Annotated in this window: 13 protein-coding genes, 1 pseudogene and 1 other annotated feature; of the genes and pseudogenes, 10 read left to right on the plus strand and 4 right to left on the minus strand. The window is 68.5% G+C overall.

Features of this window, described 5'->3' with window-relative positions; translation table 11 throughout:
* The first annotated feature begins 7 nt into the window (after positions 1-7).
* From NOCA_RS15410 to NOCA_RS15420, 3 genes are all read left to right on the plus strand, one after another.
* Positions 8-466 carry a hypothetical protein gene (locus NOCA_RS15410; RefSeq protein ID WP_041546574.1) on the plus strand — a complete coding sequence of 153 codons (459 nt, stop codon included), beginning with the start codon at positions 8-10 and terminating at the stop codon, positions 464-466.
* 25 nt (positions 467-491) lie between these two features.
* Positions 492-860 (plus strand): hypothetical protein, encoded by a 369-nt coding sequence (locus NOCA_RS15415; RefSeq protein WP_011756193.1) that lies wholly within the window; start codon positions 492-494, stop codon positions 858-860.
* A 282-nt stretch (positions 861-1,142) separates the two neighbouring features.
* Positions 1,143-2,072 (plus strand): hypothetical protein, encoded by a 930-nt coding sequence (locus tag NOCA_RS15420; protein WP_041546575.1) that lies wholly within the window; start codon positions 1,143-1,145, stop codon positions 2,070-2,072.
* A gap of 130 nt (positions 2,073-2,202) precedes the next feature.
* Here NOCA_RS15420 and NOCA_RS25910 read toward each other — a convergent pair whose 3' ends face one another.
* Positions 2,203-2,691, minus strand: coding sequence for a hypothetical protein (locus NOCA_RS25910; RefSeq protein WP_011756195.1), 489 nt, complete (start codon positions 2,689-2,691; stop codon positions 2,203-2,205).
* Between the two features lie 141 nt (positions 2,692-2,832).
* Positions 2,833-4,112 (minus strand): IS3 family transposase gene (locus NOCA_RS15430; protein WP_086000400.1). Its coding sequence is split into 2 segments (ribosomal slippage): positions 2,833-3,839 and positions 3,839-4,112, totalling 1,281 coding nucleotides; the frame shifts between segments, so codons are not numbered across the junction.
* Positions 3,709-3,843 (minus strand) — a sequence feature (AL1L pseudoknot). It overlaps the preceding gene by 135 nt.
* A gap of 55 nt (positions 4,113-4,167) precedes the next feature.
* Here NOCA_RS15430 and NOCA_RS15440 point away from each other — a divergent pair.
* The 4 genes from NOCA_RS15440 to istB all read left to right on the plus strand — a co-directional run bounded on the left by NOCA_RS15440 (position 4,168) and on the right by istB (position 8,846).
* Positions 4,168-5,442, plus strand: coding sequence for a hypothetical protein (locus tag NOCA_RS15440; RefSeq protein WP_041546576.1), 1,275 nt, complete (start codon positions 4,168-4,170; stop codon positions 5,440-5,442).
* Positions 5,443-5,709: 267 nt separating this feature from the next.
* On the plus strand, positions 5,710-6,396 hold the full coding sequence (locus NOCA_RS27140; RefSeq protein WP_140404226.1) for a hypothetical protein: 687 nt from the start codon (positions 5,710-5,712) through the stop codon (positions 6,394-6,396).
* 120 nt (positions 6,397-6,516) lie between these two features.
* The gene (istA, locus tag NOCA_RS15450; protein WP_011754069.1) at positions 6,517-8,070 is read left to right on the plus strand and encodes an IS21 family transposase; all 1,554 of its coding nucleotides are present in this window, start codon (positions 6,517-6,519) and stop codon (positions 8,068-8,070) included.
* Positions 8,067-8,846 (plus strand): IS21-like element helper ATPase IstB, encoded by a 780-nt coding sequence (gene istB / locus NOCA_RS15455; protein WP_011754070.1) that lies wholly within the window; start codon positions 8,067-8,069, stop codon positions 8,844-8,846. The genes istA and istB overlap by 4 nt, the downstream gene beginning before the upstream one ends.
* Before the next feature lie 852 nt (positions 8,847-9,698).
* Here istB and NOCA_RS15460 read toward each other — a convergent pair.
* Positions 9,699-11,024, minus strand: a complete 1,326-nt coding sequence (locus tag NOCA_RS15460) for an HNH endonuclease (RefSeq protein WP_011756199.1) — start codon at positions 11,022-11,024, stop codon at positions 9,699-9,701.
* Positions 11,025-11,116: 92 nt separating this feature from the next.
* Positions 11,117-11,593 (minus strand): MarR family winged helix-turn-helix transcriptional regulator, encoded by a 477-nt coding sequence (locus NOCA_RS25915; protein ID WP_140404143.1) that lies wholly within the window; start codon positions 11,591-11,593, stop codon positions 11,117-11,119.
* 301 nt (positions 11,594-11,894) lie between these two features.
* Here NOCA_RS25915 and NOCA_RS27605 point away from each other — a divergent pair, with 301 nt between their 5' ends.
* The 3 genes and pseudogenes from NOCA_RS27605 to nhaA form a co-directional block, all read left to right on the plus strand.
* A complete protein-coding gene (locus NOCA_RS27605) occupies positions 11,895-12,062 on the plus strand; it encodes a hypothetical protein (RefSeq protein ID WP_011756202.1) in 168 nt (55 codons plus the stop codon).
* The gene (locus tag NOCA_RS15470; RefSeq protein ID WP_011756203.1) at positions 12,059-12,526 is read left to right on the plus strand and encodes a hypothetical protein; all 468 of its coding nucleotides are present in this window, start codon (positions 12,059-12,061) and stop codon (positions 12,524-12,526) included. Before NOCA_RS27605 ends, NOCA_RS15470 begins: the two co-directional genes overlap by 4 nt.
* 17 nt (positions 12,527-12,543) lie before the next feature.
* A pseudogene (gene nhaA / locus NOCA_RS15475) lies at positions 12,544-13,761 on the plus strand (Na+/H+ antiporter NhaA); the annotation flags it as partial.
* Positions 13,762-13,815: the final 54 nt, after the last annotated feature.

The following is a 13,815-nucleotide window of genomic DNA, read 5'->3' on the forward strand; positions in this document are numbered from 1 at the left end:
TGCGTTCGTGAGCACCCTGGGCCGCACCACCCTGCTGTGGATGATCCCCGTCAACCTGGTGCTGGTCGCCTGGGTCTGGATCGGCCGGATCGTGTTCGGCGTCGGCGGGTGGTTCTTCCTGATCTTCCTGGTCTCGGTGGTCCCCGTGGTCCTGGTCGCGCTGCTGGTCACCACGATCCTCGCCTACACCCAGGACGGCCGGCCGCGCGCGCTCACCGGGCTCCAGGCCTCCGCCCAGGTCGTCACCTGGGCCGGGCTGTTCGTGGTCGGCGCGTTCATGCCGGACTTCGGCGACACCGACGACAGCCGGCTCTCGCTGCTCACCCAGCTGTTCGGCTACTCCGACGGGCTGTTCGACCTGAGCTTCACCATCGCGCTGGCCGGCGCGGCGATCGCGCTGGTCGGGTACGTCGTCCTCCTCGGCGCGCTGGTGTTCGCCCGGCGTCCCACGCCCGTGCCCGCGTGACGCGCCCGTCGAGGATCCGGGGACAATGGTGGTCGTGAGCGAGCAGCAAGTCCGGAAGCGCCCCCGGCACCTGATGGACCCCGACAACCTGCGCCGCGAGGTCATCCGGCCGACCGGCCCGGGCGTGATGGCCCTCGAGCCGGTGCAGCGGTGGGTGCTCTCCGTCCTCGCCGCCACCACCATCGGTCACCTCGCCGCCGGCCTGGTGATCGCCGCCCTGACCGTCGACGAGTCCCGCCCCGGCGCCCAGGTCGGCCTGAACATCCTGGCCGGCGCGTTCGGCATCATCGCCGTCACCGTGTTCCGGGTGATCCACCAGAAGAAGTTCCTCTCCCCCTGGCTGCTGCTCGGCCTGGTGCCCGGGATCGTCGGGTTCTTCTTGGTGTTCCGCTGAGCGCGCTCGTTCGCACTGCTTGACTTCGGACGCTGCGTGAACCTGCGGTCGGAGATCCCGCGCGTGGCCTGCCGTGACGGGCTTTCCGCCCATTAGGACGCAGCCTCTCTCCCGCGAACGCGGTCGCACCTTGATGCCCGTGCGCTTGTGCGCCTGAAGGAACGGATGCGCCTCGCTCCACTTGCTGCTGGATGGAGCCCCTCTGCTGGGCACGCTCAGCTGACTAGCCGCCGGGTCGCAACTGGTCCTGCGGGGTCGGTGTCGTCGCTTACCGTGAGCGGCGTGCCAATAGCCAGCGCAATCGAGCGCCTGCCCGCCGCCGCTGAGGACGCCATCACAAAGGGCCACACCGTGATGGGTGCGCCAGACGCGCTCGTTGTGGTCACCAACCTGTTCGTCCCTACCGTGCAGCGCCTGACCGGCGAGTCGGACTACCACGCGGACCGCGGTGGCGGTGACGTGGCGGCGCGAACGGTCACGACGACCGACGGGGACGTCGTTGTCATCGTGAACTGGGAGGTCATGGCGACCAAATCACTAGGAGTGCTGGAGCGGGTGCTGGCTCATGAGTCGGGGCACCTGCAGATCATGCGGCGTGCGGAGGAGCCATACGAGCTGCTCGACGAAATTCTCGACGACCCGTGGGACTTCACCGTCGCGTCCATGTTCGCTGTCTGCGTGGACGAGTACCGATGCGAGGCCGCAGTCTTCGCCGCGGGGTACTCCGTCGAGAACAGCCACACTGACTTCGAGTACGAGGGCACACTGACCGGGCTGAACATCGCCTCCATCGGCGCGAACTTCGAGTATCAGAAGCACCTGGACGTTGCTCGGTTGCGGAGCGACGTCCTTGCGGCAATGTCGAACCACACCAAGACTCTCGGGTGCATGGCGGCTCGCCATCTCCACGGTCACCCGTTCGACCCTGCCAACCTTTCGACGCACGGTCAGGCGAATTGGTCCGAGCTGGTCGCGCCCGCTTGGGTGGAGCTGCTCGGGCTACTCGCCGAGGTTCCGGACGCCAGCAGCGCGTGGCCCGGTAAGGAGTCAGCCCAGACGGCGACAAGTGGCATCTCGATGATGAACACGTTCTGCAAGTCTCTCGGCTACCTCGCTGAGCCGGACAAGTTCTGGATCAAGATGGATCTGGCAACCTTCAATCAGCGTCTTGACCGCGCTAACGCCGAGATGAAGATTTTCGACCAGCGGTGATGATCTTGGCTCCGACCGAGGAAGCGCGTGGCGCACCCTTTCAGGAACCCGTGTTGTGAGGCCAATCCAATAGGCCCGCGGGCGCGGGATAGTCCTCGCCAAGATGAGACCGCACCCAATAGCGAGCCTGTTAGACCGTGATCATCTGGTCCTCGGAGTGCGCCTTGCCAGCCTCAACCCATTCACTGTGAATAACTACGGAGTCGAGCCCCACCGGCAGGAAGGGCCACTCGCGGTTGGCGCCGGGGAGTAAGTCGAATGGAGTGTCCGGAGCGGATGCTCCCCACCTGAAGCCAGCGCCCTCGTCCGCCCCATCCGGCTTCGAGACCGAGACAGTAAGCCCCTCAGCCGTCGCGTCACCATCGTTGGCGACCACGAGGCGGCTGATCGTGCTCCATTTCTGCTTTCCCTGGTTGGTGAACCCGTTGGGATTCCGTTCGTAGTGGAACCGTGACCGGATGACGGCCCCAGCCTTGGCCTTCGGGCCCTTGACAGCCCCGAGGGAAAGCTGCCGTAGGTCGTGCTCGATCGCCTGACGCACCTGGTAAGCGAGATCGTCGGGGTTCGCGTAGCCGCCGAGGAGGCCAATCTTCTGCAACTCGGTGCGAAACTTCTCCAAGGCAGCGAGCTGCTTCAGATCTGCGTCCCGCGGAATAGGCTCGTTCGAGAACCAGACATGAACCGGTTTGCCGGCCCCGTGCGCGCGCTTGATCTCCTCTGCCGTTCCGGAGACTGAAGCGCCTCAGGTTCTGTGCCGCTCCTATGCGGGTTGCGGCTCTCGGTTGAGAGTCGCGTAGTGGGCCTGCTCGAACTCCACTGGGGTCATCATCCCAAGCGAGCCGTGCAGGCGCCTGTTGTTGTACCAGTCGACCCAGCCGGCGGTGGCGTACTCGACGTCGCCGATGGTCCGGTAGGGGCCGGCGTGGAAGACCGTGGTGCGGATGCACTCGGTCTTGTAGAGCCCGATCACGCACTCCATCAGGGCGTTGTCATAGGCATCGGCAACCGTCCCGATCGAGGGCCGGATGCCTTCCTCGGCGAGGTGTTCGGTGAAGGTGATCGAGGTGTATTGCGATCCGGCGTCGGCGTGGCCGATCAGTTCGCCGGGCACGATCGGGTGGCCCTCGCGGTCGCGTTGCCACAACGCCATTCGCAGCGGGACGTCGACCAACTCGACGGCCTTGGTGGGCGCGACGTTCCAGGCGACGATCTTCTGGGCGAACACGTCGAGGATGAACGCGACGTAGACGAACCCGGCCCAGGTTCTCACGTAGGTGAAGTCCATGACCCAGGTCCTGTTCGGCGCTTCGGCGGTGAAGTCGCGATCCAGCAGGTCACCGGCTCGCTTGCCGTCCTTGGCCGGGATCGTGGTCCGGATCCCCTTCGAACGCCGAACCCCTTGCAGGGACAGGGTTCTCATCGCCCGGTCCACGCTGCCGGGCGATGCCTCGGGCGACGTGCGCTGCACCAGCGCGGTCATCTTCCGACGCCCGTAGAGCCCCTCGGGTGTCATCCGGCGCACCCCTTCGTGGTCGACGGTCCAGGCCAGGTCACGGACCTGGTTGGTGACCTGAGCGTCGGTGATCGTCCGGGCTGCGACAAGGCAGTTGGCTTGTGCCCAGTCGCGGTAGGTCCGCGCGGCGATCTGGCAGCCCTGCTCGCGCAGGACCCGGCAGATCGACTCGACCGCGTGGCCCTCGGCCCGCAGCTCGTCGATGAACGCGACGATCAGCGATTGCGGGGGTCGAGTTCCCCCGCGAAGAAAATTGAGGCCCGGCGGAGGATCTCGTTGTCTTCCTCGAGCCGACGGACCTTGGCTTTGAGCTCCTTGATCTCAGCGAGCTCCTCGCTGGTTGCGCCCTGGCGCTGGCCGCCGTCGATCTGGGCCTGGACGACCCACCGGCGCACGGTCTCCTTCCCGAGGCCTTCGCGGCGTGCGACGGACTCGGCGGCCGCGGTCAGCGACGGGTACTCCGGCAGGTGCTCCAGCACCTGCCGCACGCACCGCTCCTTGACTGCGGGATCGATCTTCTTCGGCATGGTTCGCATCCTTCCAACTCAAAAGGATGCGGCATCAAACCTGGGGCGCTTCAGCGTGCTCGACATCTACAGTCGCGCACGTCGATTCTCGATGTATGTCGGCGCTGACGTCACCGACGGGTTCCCGGCGGCTGAGGAGGCGACCAAGGTCCAGACCAATCTGTTCGCCGCAGGGTTCCGCGACGGGGAACGGATCACGGTCGGAGTCAGCTTGAAGGGTCGGGTGTGGAGCTATCTCATCGCCCGAACGCTCCTCGACTGGGTCGAATGGTGTCAGGCCCTCGGCAAGCGCCTTCTTGACGAGTCCATCGACGTGGTGGCGGTGAAGCGCAACTTCATCAGGCCATTGATTCTGGATGCATGGCCGGACAGTGTGCCGCTCGGAGCCGAGTGGCCAACCGAACTGCTCCTCTCGCCTCCGGCATCACTCAAGATCCGCATCGGAGGCGCAGACGTTCCCCTAAGCGAGGTCGAACTTAGCGTCGCCCCCGAACTGTCGGACGAGGGATGCGTCCGAATCACGTTGGCCGCTGAAGAGCACGCAGTGGATTACGACATAGTCCTCGACTCGGACGGGATGCGCGCTCGCGCTGTATCGACAGAGGCGGCGTTCTCCACAAGTCGCACTTCTGTACCTGGATCCGAGTTCCTCACACGGCATTGCCCCATTGTGCTTCTGGGCGGCGACGGTGTCGTCTCTCCACCAGGAGTCCTGTATCGACCCAATCGGGACATCGATCCGCTTGATCGAAGCGAGATGACGCCAATCTCATGGAGCGGCGTCGATCTGAACAAGGAGTCTCGGGGAGACCTGAAGGTCCCAGGCACTGTTCAAGGTCGCTCGCTTGAACTGCTCCAGACCCAAGACTGGGACCTCCTGATCGACGACGACGGCAAAGGCGAGATTGCCGACCTAGTCGCGCTTCGCGTCGAAGATGACACCCTTCGAGTCGTCCTCGTCCATTGCAAGTTCGCGCACGGCGGGACCGTCGGGGCCCGGCTCTCGGATCTCTATGAGTTGTGCGGCCAGGCGCAGAAGAGTTCAGCTTGGCGGAGACATCCCGAGAACATGATTCGGAAGCTGTTGGCACGAGAACGGCGGCGGGTCAGCCAAGGCAGGCCGAGTGGCTTTGAAACAGGCGCCGCCACCGACTTGCTTCGGCTCCTAGGGAACGTCCCCTCGCTTCACGTCATCATGGAGATCGTTCTGGCTCAGCCTGGACTCAGCCAGAGTCGCGCGAGCGCGCCCCAGCTCGAACTCCTAGCCGCAACGAAGACCTACGTACGCGAGACGAGCTCAGCACAGTTGCGGATTCTGACCAGCGACTAGCGACCTGTCGAACAATCTCGCCGAGGTGCAGCGTTGAGATCCAGGCGACCTTGGCAACGTTCAACCTTCTGCGATCGTGTGCTCGTGGCGCATGACTACGTACCTGGTTACCCGACCGATCTTCGTAGCCGGGCGATGGTGACGCGAGACGCGGCTGGCCCGTACGGCGACTTCGAGGGTCGCGCTGCCCGAGTTGTCGCTCGAGCGACTGGCCTGCACACCTTCATCCAGGACGACAACCGTTCCCCCCGAACGCCCGATCTAAGGATGGAGGACCTCGGCCGCATCGTCGGTGTTGGAGAGGTCGTTACGACAACCGACGGTGCCCGAGCCCAGCAGCTCCGTGCCTTCAGTAATGGAGAACTCGAATTCGAGAGGAAGGAGCTCCGTGGGACGTGGTGGGTGACGGTCACTCCGCTGGCGCGACGAGTCGGGCTCGAGCGCACACTGGTCGACGCGTTCTCAAAGCTCGAGGCGCGCGGTGATCACACCCGTGTCAGCCCGTTGCATCCGGAGTTGTTCCCGGAGATTGCCGAGCTCGCACTCCTCGGTCTGACCGAGATCTCCTGTAATCCGACTCCGCAGGACGGCCCAGGAAAGATCCACGGACTGCCCGAAGGGATCGGTGGGCCTGTAGCCATCGATTGGGACGGCTGCGCCGCCTGGATAAGCGAGTTCCTCAGGTCCGACCGGTGCCGCGGAAAGGTTGAGAAGCTCCAGGGCGCTGGCGAGAGCCACCTCTATGTCGGCGTCACCGGAGCCGACCCATGGCCGGTCCACCAGGCACTTGAGATCCTGGGATCCGAAGTCCCCCTGCCGGCGCCAGACCTTCCGGACGGCCTGACACACCTCTGGATCGACGACGCAGAGTTTCCAAGCTGTCGGCGGCCACGAGAAGCTGCCCGGAGACGGCCACGAAGCTGCCCGGTGGCGGACATGAGTTCTGCCCGCTGACGGTCATGGGATCTGCCCGACACGACGTTGTCTGCCTTGCCGCGGTCCGCGGTTGAGGCCCCTTCCTCGGGTGCGATGAGCGGTGCTGATGCGCCCTATTGCTCCCGAGGAAGGGATGAGTTGAAGTCTGCCGAGGAGATCATGAAAATCTTGGATGCCTACGACCTGACAGGGTCGTTGCGTGATGCCGGGGAGCTGGCCGGCTGCTCCCACCACACCGTCAAGCGCTACGTCGTGCGGCGTGCTGGTGCCGGTGAGCTGGACAAGGCGGCCGTGCGGCCGCAGCTGATCGATGAGTACCTGCCCAAGGTCGAGGAGTGGGTCGAGCGGTCCAAGGGCAAGGTCCGCGCCGACAAGGCCCACGAGAAGCTCGTGGCGCTGGGCTACACCGGTTCGGAGCGCACCACCCGCCGTGCGGTCGCGAAGGTCAAGGCTGCCTACCGCGCGGGACATGTGCGGGTCCACCGGCCGTGGGTCACCGAGCCGGGGATGTGGCTGCAGTACGACTACGGCGACGGTCCGGTCGTCGACGGGGTGAAGACCGTGCTGTTCGTCGCGTGGTTGGCGTGGTCGCGGTTCCGGGTGGTGATCGCGCTGCGTGACAAGACGATGCCGTCGGTGTTCGCCGCTCTGGACCAGACGTTCCGGCGTCTGGGTGGGGTGCCGACCTATGTGCTGACCGACAACGAGAAGACCGTCACGGTCGAGCACATCGCCGGGATCCCGGTCCGCAACTCACAGCTCGTCGGGTTCGCCGAGCACTACTCGGTGGTCGTGCATACCTGTGTTCCCGCGGACCCGGCGTCCAAGGGCGGCACCGAGTCGTCGGTGAAGATCAGCAAGGCCGATCTGGTCCCCAAGGACACCAACCTGCGAGAAGAGTACGGCTCGTTCGCCGAGCTCGAGGCAGCCTGCGAGGAGTTCTGTCACAAGGTCAACACCCGCGACCATCGGATCACGAAGCGGCCGCCGATCGAGATGCTCGCCGAGGAACGGACCCGGCTGCACCCGGTGGCGATGACGCCGCACACGGTGGCGTTCGGTACCACCCGGGTGGTGCCGGCGAACACGCCGATGGTGATGTTCGAGTCCGGCCAGTACTCGGTCCCGCACGCCCTGCTGGGCGCCACGGTGTGGGTGCGGGTGCATGGCCGCGGGGGCGACGAGCAGGTCGTCATCGTCCACGTCGGCCAGGACGGTCCGGTCGAGGTTGCCCGCCACCACCGGGCCACCCCCGGCACACCACGGATCAACGATGACCACTTCCCGCCGCAACCAGCGGGGCCGCTGGATCGCCGACCACGCGCGAAGAACCCGGCGGAGTCGGAGTTCCTCGACCTGGGCGAGGGTGCCCGGCTGTGGCTGATCGAGGCCGCTGCGGCGGGCACCGGTCGGATGCGGGTCAAGATGTCCGAAGCGCTCGCGCTGGCCAAGTTGTTCGACCCCGTCGAGGTCGACTGGGCACTCGGCCATGCCGCGGTCCACGGCCGGTTCGCCGAGGCCGACCTGGCCTCGATCCTGGACCATCACGCCCGCCGACCCGCAGGCGGTGAGCACCGCGCCAGCGAGGACTCCTCGTTGACCCAGGGCACCAGCGCGTGGTCGCGACTGGGCCAGCAGGTCGGCCAGCAGGTCGGCCAGCAGGTCGAGGCCGACAGCGAGGTGACCCGATGACCGCCAGGACAGCGCAAGCGCCGCCGCTGCCAGCGGACTTGGAGGAGTTGCTGCGCCGGCTGCGGCTGCCTCACATCCGTCGTCACGCCCCCGAGGTCGTTGCGACCGCGAAGGCCCAACGCTGGGAACCGGCCGAGGTCCTCAAGGCCCTGTTCGCCGAGGAGGTCGCCGGCCGGGAACGATCCGCCTTGGCCACCAGGCGTGCCGCGGCGGGGTTCCCGACGGGGAAGACCTTCGACGCCTGGCAGCCCGAGGCCTCCTCGATCCCGGCGCCGACCCAGCAGGCGCTCCGGACCCTGGAATGGGTCCACCGGCGGGAGAACCTCGTGGTGTGCGGGCCGTCGGGCACCGGGAAGACGTTCCTGCTGGAGGCACTCGGACAACATGCCGTCGAGCAAGGGTTGAAGGTCGCCTGGTTCACCCTGGAGGACCTCGGGGTGCTGCTACGCCGCCACCGTGCCGACGACACCGTCACCAAGGCCATCGCCCGGGTCCTGCGAGCAGACGTCGTGGTGGTCGATGACATCGGCCTCTTGCCGGTGGCCGCCGACGCAGCCGAGGGGCTCTACCGGCTCGTCGACGCCGCGTATGAGAAGCGCTCGGTCGCGATCAGCTCGAACCTGCACCCATCCGGGTTTGACGAGCTGATGCCCAAGACGCTGGCCACGGCCACCGTCGACAGACTGCTTCACCACGCTCACGTCTGCCAGACCAGCGGGGACTCCGTGCGGCTCACCCAAGCGCTCGCCGGCCAGGGGGTGAGCCCGTTGAGCTGAGCACCTGGTCGGTGGTGGCCGCCAGCCCCCTTGGGCAGATCCCATGGCCACCACTGGGCAGTTCTCGTGGCCGTCAGCGGGCAGGTTTCACGTCCGCCACTGGGCAGTTCCTACTGGCCCTTGACACCAAGCCGCGTCATCGCCTGGTGGCCGGATCGAGGTTGGTTCGACGTCCAGTCACGTTGGGCGACCGGCTAGCACTAGCTGGGTGGCCGGAAGGTCGCTGATCCAGTCGCGACGATTCGCAACACAACGCCTGTCAACGGCCTAGATCCTCGGGAACACGTCGTTCCTTCGCCAGATGCCATTGGGCGGCTGGCGTCGTAATCGCAATGGCAGGCCGTGTTGGGCCTGGCGCCCAGCCAGGCGAGTCTTCGCGTTGTCGCGTGCGGCGGGCCACGGCCGCCCGCGTCGTTCCGCCCCGACTGCCTATCCCTGTCCCACACGGCCGGGAGATCGTCTCTCTCTGACCCAATTCGGAGTTCGACTTTTCGACTTCGAGGTCAGGTGCCAGGCTTTGCAGAGGCCGCACCAGTAGGACCCAGTCGGATACTTTCGACCGTGTGACCGGCAGGACTCCTGAATCGCATGCAAGGCGCGTTCCGCGACCCACTGGGTTGGATAGGACTTCTTCGAGCAATCGAGCACCGCGACCGTTCCTCAGGGCGCATGCTCAGCTGGCTCATATCCAGCCCGGCACGATGGGTTCGCGGCTGAAGTCGCTCGGCCCGGTTCGGAGCGTGTATGTCTCCGTCTGACGAGACGAGATTACCGACCAAATCCCTCGGATGGCCAGCATCCACTGACAACAGTCGCAGTGCGTCGCACCGCCGCCAACGCCGCACCCCAGCATCACGCGATCCGCGTCCAGCGGCCGGGCTCCACCTGGTGGAACGCGGCCTGGGCAGGGCCGAGCAGTGGGGGCGGGCGGGATTCGTAGCGTTGGCCCGTCGGGGTGGTGATCTCGATCGTGTGCCCGTCGGGGCCGGGGCGGGGCTGGTGGTGCCAGCCGTCCGCCTCCTTGGCGTAGTTGCAGGACTCGCAGAGGCCCTGCCCGTCGTCGGTGTCGGTGGGGCCGCCGTCGGTGGCCCGGATGGCGTGGTCGCTGTGGCGGATCGGGGCGCCGCACCAGGGCGTGCGGCACCACTGGTCGCGGTGGCGCAGGAACACGGCGAGCCGACGCGGGAAGCGGCGGCTCCGCGAGTCCATCGCGACCAGCTCACCGGTCTCGGGGTGGCGGTACAGGCGCCGCACCCAGGTGCGGGTCTGCTGGTCCAGGGCCCCTGAGAGCAGCGCGCGGGCCAGGTCGGCGGGGATGGGGCCGTAGTCGTCGAGGGCGGCGTCGTCGTGGGCGCCCGCGAACACGGCCCGGTCGGTCATCACCATCCCCAGGGAGATCGGGATCACCGGCCGGCCATCGGAGCCGGCGCCGGCGCCGGTCACCCGCGCGACCAGGGTGTCGGCCATGACCTGCCCGCGACCACGCGGATCCCCGCCGGCGCGTGCCCGGTCGGCCTCGGCCGCCAGCGCGGCGTACGCGGCAACGCCCTGGGCGACCGGGAGCAGCGCGGTGAGGTAGACCATCGTGTCGGGCGCGGGCCGGATCGTGACGCACCGCTCGCTCTCCGCGCGGCGGCGCCGCTCGGCGACCGCGGCCGGGTCGAGGCGGGCCACCAGCTTGCGGACCTCGGCGAGCACGGTGCGGTCGGCGTACGCCGCGAACGCCTCCGGGTCGCCCGCGACCGCCCGGTCGATCGTCGTGCGCTCCTCGCGCCCGAGGCAGGCGGTCTCGCGGGCGATCTGCATCACCCGCCACTCGGTGACCAGGCCCCGCCGGAACGCCTCGGCGGTGTGCGGCAGCTCGGGCAGCACCCGGGCCAGGGAGAGGTGCAGGCGGCCCCGGTGCGGCGACTCCCTGCGGGCCAGCGCGACCTGCTCGGCCACCCCGCGACCCCGCTGCGCCGCCGGCGTCCCGGCCGCCGCCTGACGGTCCTGCTCGGCCGCGTCGAACGCCGCCGCGAGCCGGGCCTGGCGCGCCCGGGCCGCACACGCGAGCTCCTCGAGCGCCCGGATCTCCTCGACCATCGCGGCCGGGTCGGTGTCGAGGTCGGTCTCGGCGAGCGCGCCCGTCCAGGCCGCCACCGAGGTGGCGCCGAGACCGGACCCGAGATCGAACATGTGCTCGATTCTATGTGACGATCGTCACCTGAGTCAAGGCCGCGGGGCGAGAAATGTGGAACTGGTCGTGGCGTCCGAGGCCTGGCGCGACGCTACTCGGCACCGCCCCCGCTGCTGCGGCGCTCGAAGGTCTCGACCAGCCGCGCGGCGACGTGGGCGGCCTGGCGCAGGTCCTCCTCCGACCAGTCGGCGAGCAGCGCCGCATAGACCGTCCGGGCGGTGCGCTTCGTACGCCGGTGCCGGGCGGCGCCGGTGCGGGTGGCCTTCACCAGGACGGCACGGCCGTCCCGCGGGTCCGTCGCCCGTGAGACGAGGCCCAGGGCCTCCAGCCGCCGGATCTCGGTGCTCATCGTCGACCGGTCGACCTCCTGCCAGTCCGCGAGCTCCGACAGGCGCAGCGGGCCGGCGTCGGTGATCCGGCCGAGCAACCACGCATCGGTCGCCGAGAGCGCCGGGTCCCTGTCCGCGAGCATTCGCCGGCGTACGTCGCTCCGGGTGAACCACCGGACCAGCATCGGCACGGCCCGCTCCAGCGCGACAGCCGCCTCCTGCGCTTCTGCACTCGTCACGATGGTGAGGGTACTCCAATCGTTTTGGTTTGAATACCCCAACTGTTATGGTTGAGACGTCACCAACCCAGAGGCCATACGAACCGAAGGGGGCAGAGGCATGGCGCTCACCGACATTCGACCCGCGGAGCACGCGGTCCCGGTCGACGACATCGTCGACATCTGGGGCTACGACTCCTTCCCCGCGAGCGACCCGCCGCCCAACTGGTGATCGCGCGCAGTTCCGAGCGCGCCGTCCCGAGCGCGCCGTCCTTCACCACACCGCATCGACGTCGATGCCGACCACGAAGGAGAGTGACCCATGTCCGAGAACGGACACCTGATCTGGCTCATCGCGACTGCGGTGATGATCATCCTGTTGCTCGCGGTCGGCACGCTCGCAGCCGCCGGCCTGCTCGGCCCGGACGAGACGACACCGGCCCCCGTGACGCTCGACGACGAGTCCGAGCCGGCCGGAGGCCGGCGATGAGGGCCTACCGGATCGTCTGGACGATCGCCGTTGCCGTCTTCCTGGCCCGCGGGGTGCTGCTCGGCCTCGATCGCCACCCCGCCATCGCCGGTACGGCGCTGCTGCTCGGCGCTGGCGCCGGGGCCGCGTGGGCGGCCCGCGGTCCGGCGCAGCGGACTGCTGCGACGGTGTTGGCCGCCGCCGTCCCGGCGGCCGTCGTCGGCCACCTGCCGAGCCTCGGCGCCGGCCTGATCGTGATCGGGTTCGTCGTGCTCGCCAGCTCGCCCGGCTTCATCGCGGCGTCCGAACGCTGGATCGAGTCCCCGGAGGAGTCGTCGGCGTTCGACGCGATCGTGCGGGCGCTCGCCCACGCGGCGCCGGTGTACGTACCGCCGCCCGACGAGCCGGCCCACCAGCACGCCGCGTTCCGGCCCGCTGCCCGCTCGGCCCACGAGCGCGTCGACCTGGGGCGGCTCGACCGGTGAGCCCGGGAGGAGTCGCGGTGCGGATCGGCTCGCGAGCCCGACGCGCCCTGCGCACCGAGGCCGGCAGTGCCGGGCTGCTGCTGACGGCGGTCCTCGTCGCCCTGGCCTGGGCCAACTCGCCATGGTCGGGGTCCTACCTGTCGCTGTGGTCGACCCCCGCCTCGTTCTCGGTCGGCGACTGGCGGCTGTCGATGCCCCTCGGCCAGTGGGTGAACGACGGGCTGATGGCCCTGTTCTTCTTCATGATCGGCCTGGAGGTCCGCCGGGAGTTCTCCATCGGCGCGCTCACCACGCCGCGCCGGGCCGCCATCCCGGTGATCGCCGCCGTCGGCGGCCTGGTGGTCCCCGCCGCCCTGTACGTCCTGCTCGCACCCGGCGACGCGCAGGGCGCGTGGGGTGTCGTGATCGGCACCGACACCGCCGTGATGCTGGGCGCACTGGCCATCGTGGGGCCGCGGATGGCGACCCAGCTGCGCCTCTTCCTCCTGACCCTCACCGTCATCGACGACATCGTCGCCGTCGGCGTCATCGGCGTCTTCTACAGCGACTCCCTCGACGCCGTCGGCCTGGTGCTCGTCGCGGTCTTCGCCACCGTGGTCGGGCTGCTGAGCCGGTACGGCGTCTGGCGGGCCGCGCCGTACCTCCTGGCCGGCCTGGGGCTGTGGCTCGCGACGCTGCAGTCCGGCCTGCACGCCTCCATCGCCGGGATGCTCGGCGGACTGCTGGTGGCCGCCCACCGCCCGCGACACTCGGCCGTCACGCGCGCAGCGGACCACTTCCGGGCCTTCAGGGACTCGCCGAACGTCGACGTCGGCAGGTCCGCGCACCGGGAGCTGGTGCGCGCCGTGTCGGTCAACGAACGCATGCAGCGGCGCCTGCACCCCTGGGGCAACCTCGTGGTCGTGCCGCTGTTCGTGCTCGCCAACGCGGGTGTGGACCTCCGCGGCGGCGTGCTGGCCGACGCGCTCACGTCGCGGCTCACCTGGGCCGTGACCCTCGCCCTCGTCGTCGGCAAGCTCGTCGGCATCCTGGCCGCCACCTGGGCGGGGGTTCGCAGCCGTCTCGGCAGCCTCCCGTCCGGCGTCGACCTCGGACACGTGGCGGGCGGTGCGGCGCTGTCGGGCATCGGGTTCACGGTGTCCCTCCTGGTCGCCGGCCTCGCCTTCCCCGACCGGGCCAGCCACGACCGCGCGGTCGTCGGCATCCTCCTGGCGGCCGTGATCGCGACCGCCGCCGGCTGGGCCGTCTTCCGCGCCACCGCCGCCCGGCGGCACCGGACGGCGCTCCCG

The organism is Nocardioides sp. JS614 (assembly GCF_000015265.1).
GTDB lineage: Bacteria > Actinomycetota > Actinomycetes > Propionibacteriales > Nocardioidaceae > Nocardioides.

What these genes read in the sequence shown, in the direction of transcription:
- NOCA_RS27605 (WP_011756202.1), top strand. Translation starts at nt 11,895, where the DNA reads ATGTCCGAGAACGGACACCTGATCTGGCTCATCGCGACTGCGGTGATG.
- NOCA_RS15460 (WP_011756199.1), bottom strand. Translation starts at nt 11,024, where the DNA reads ATGTTCGATCTCGGGTCCGGTCTCGGCGCCACCTCGGTGGCGGCCTGG.
- NOCA_RS15470 (WP_011756203.1), top strand. Translation starts at nt 12,059, where the DNA reads ATGAGGGCCTACCGGATCGTCTGGACGATCGCCGTTGCCGTCTTCCTG.
- NOCA_RS27140 (WP_140404226.1), top strand. Translation starts at nt 5,710, where the DNA reads ATGGAGGACCTCGGCCGCATCGTCGGTGTTGGAGAGGTCGTTACGACA.
- NOCA_RS15415 (WP_011756193.1), top strand. Translation starts at nt 492, where the DNA reads ATGGTGGTCGTGAGCGAGCAGCAAGTCCGGAAGCGCCCCCGGCACCTG.
- istB (WP_011754070.1), top strand. Translation starts at nt 8,067, where the DNA reads ATGACCGCCAGGACAGCGCAAGCGCCGCCGCTGCCAGCGGACTTGGAG.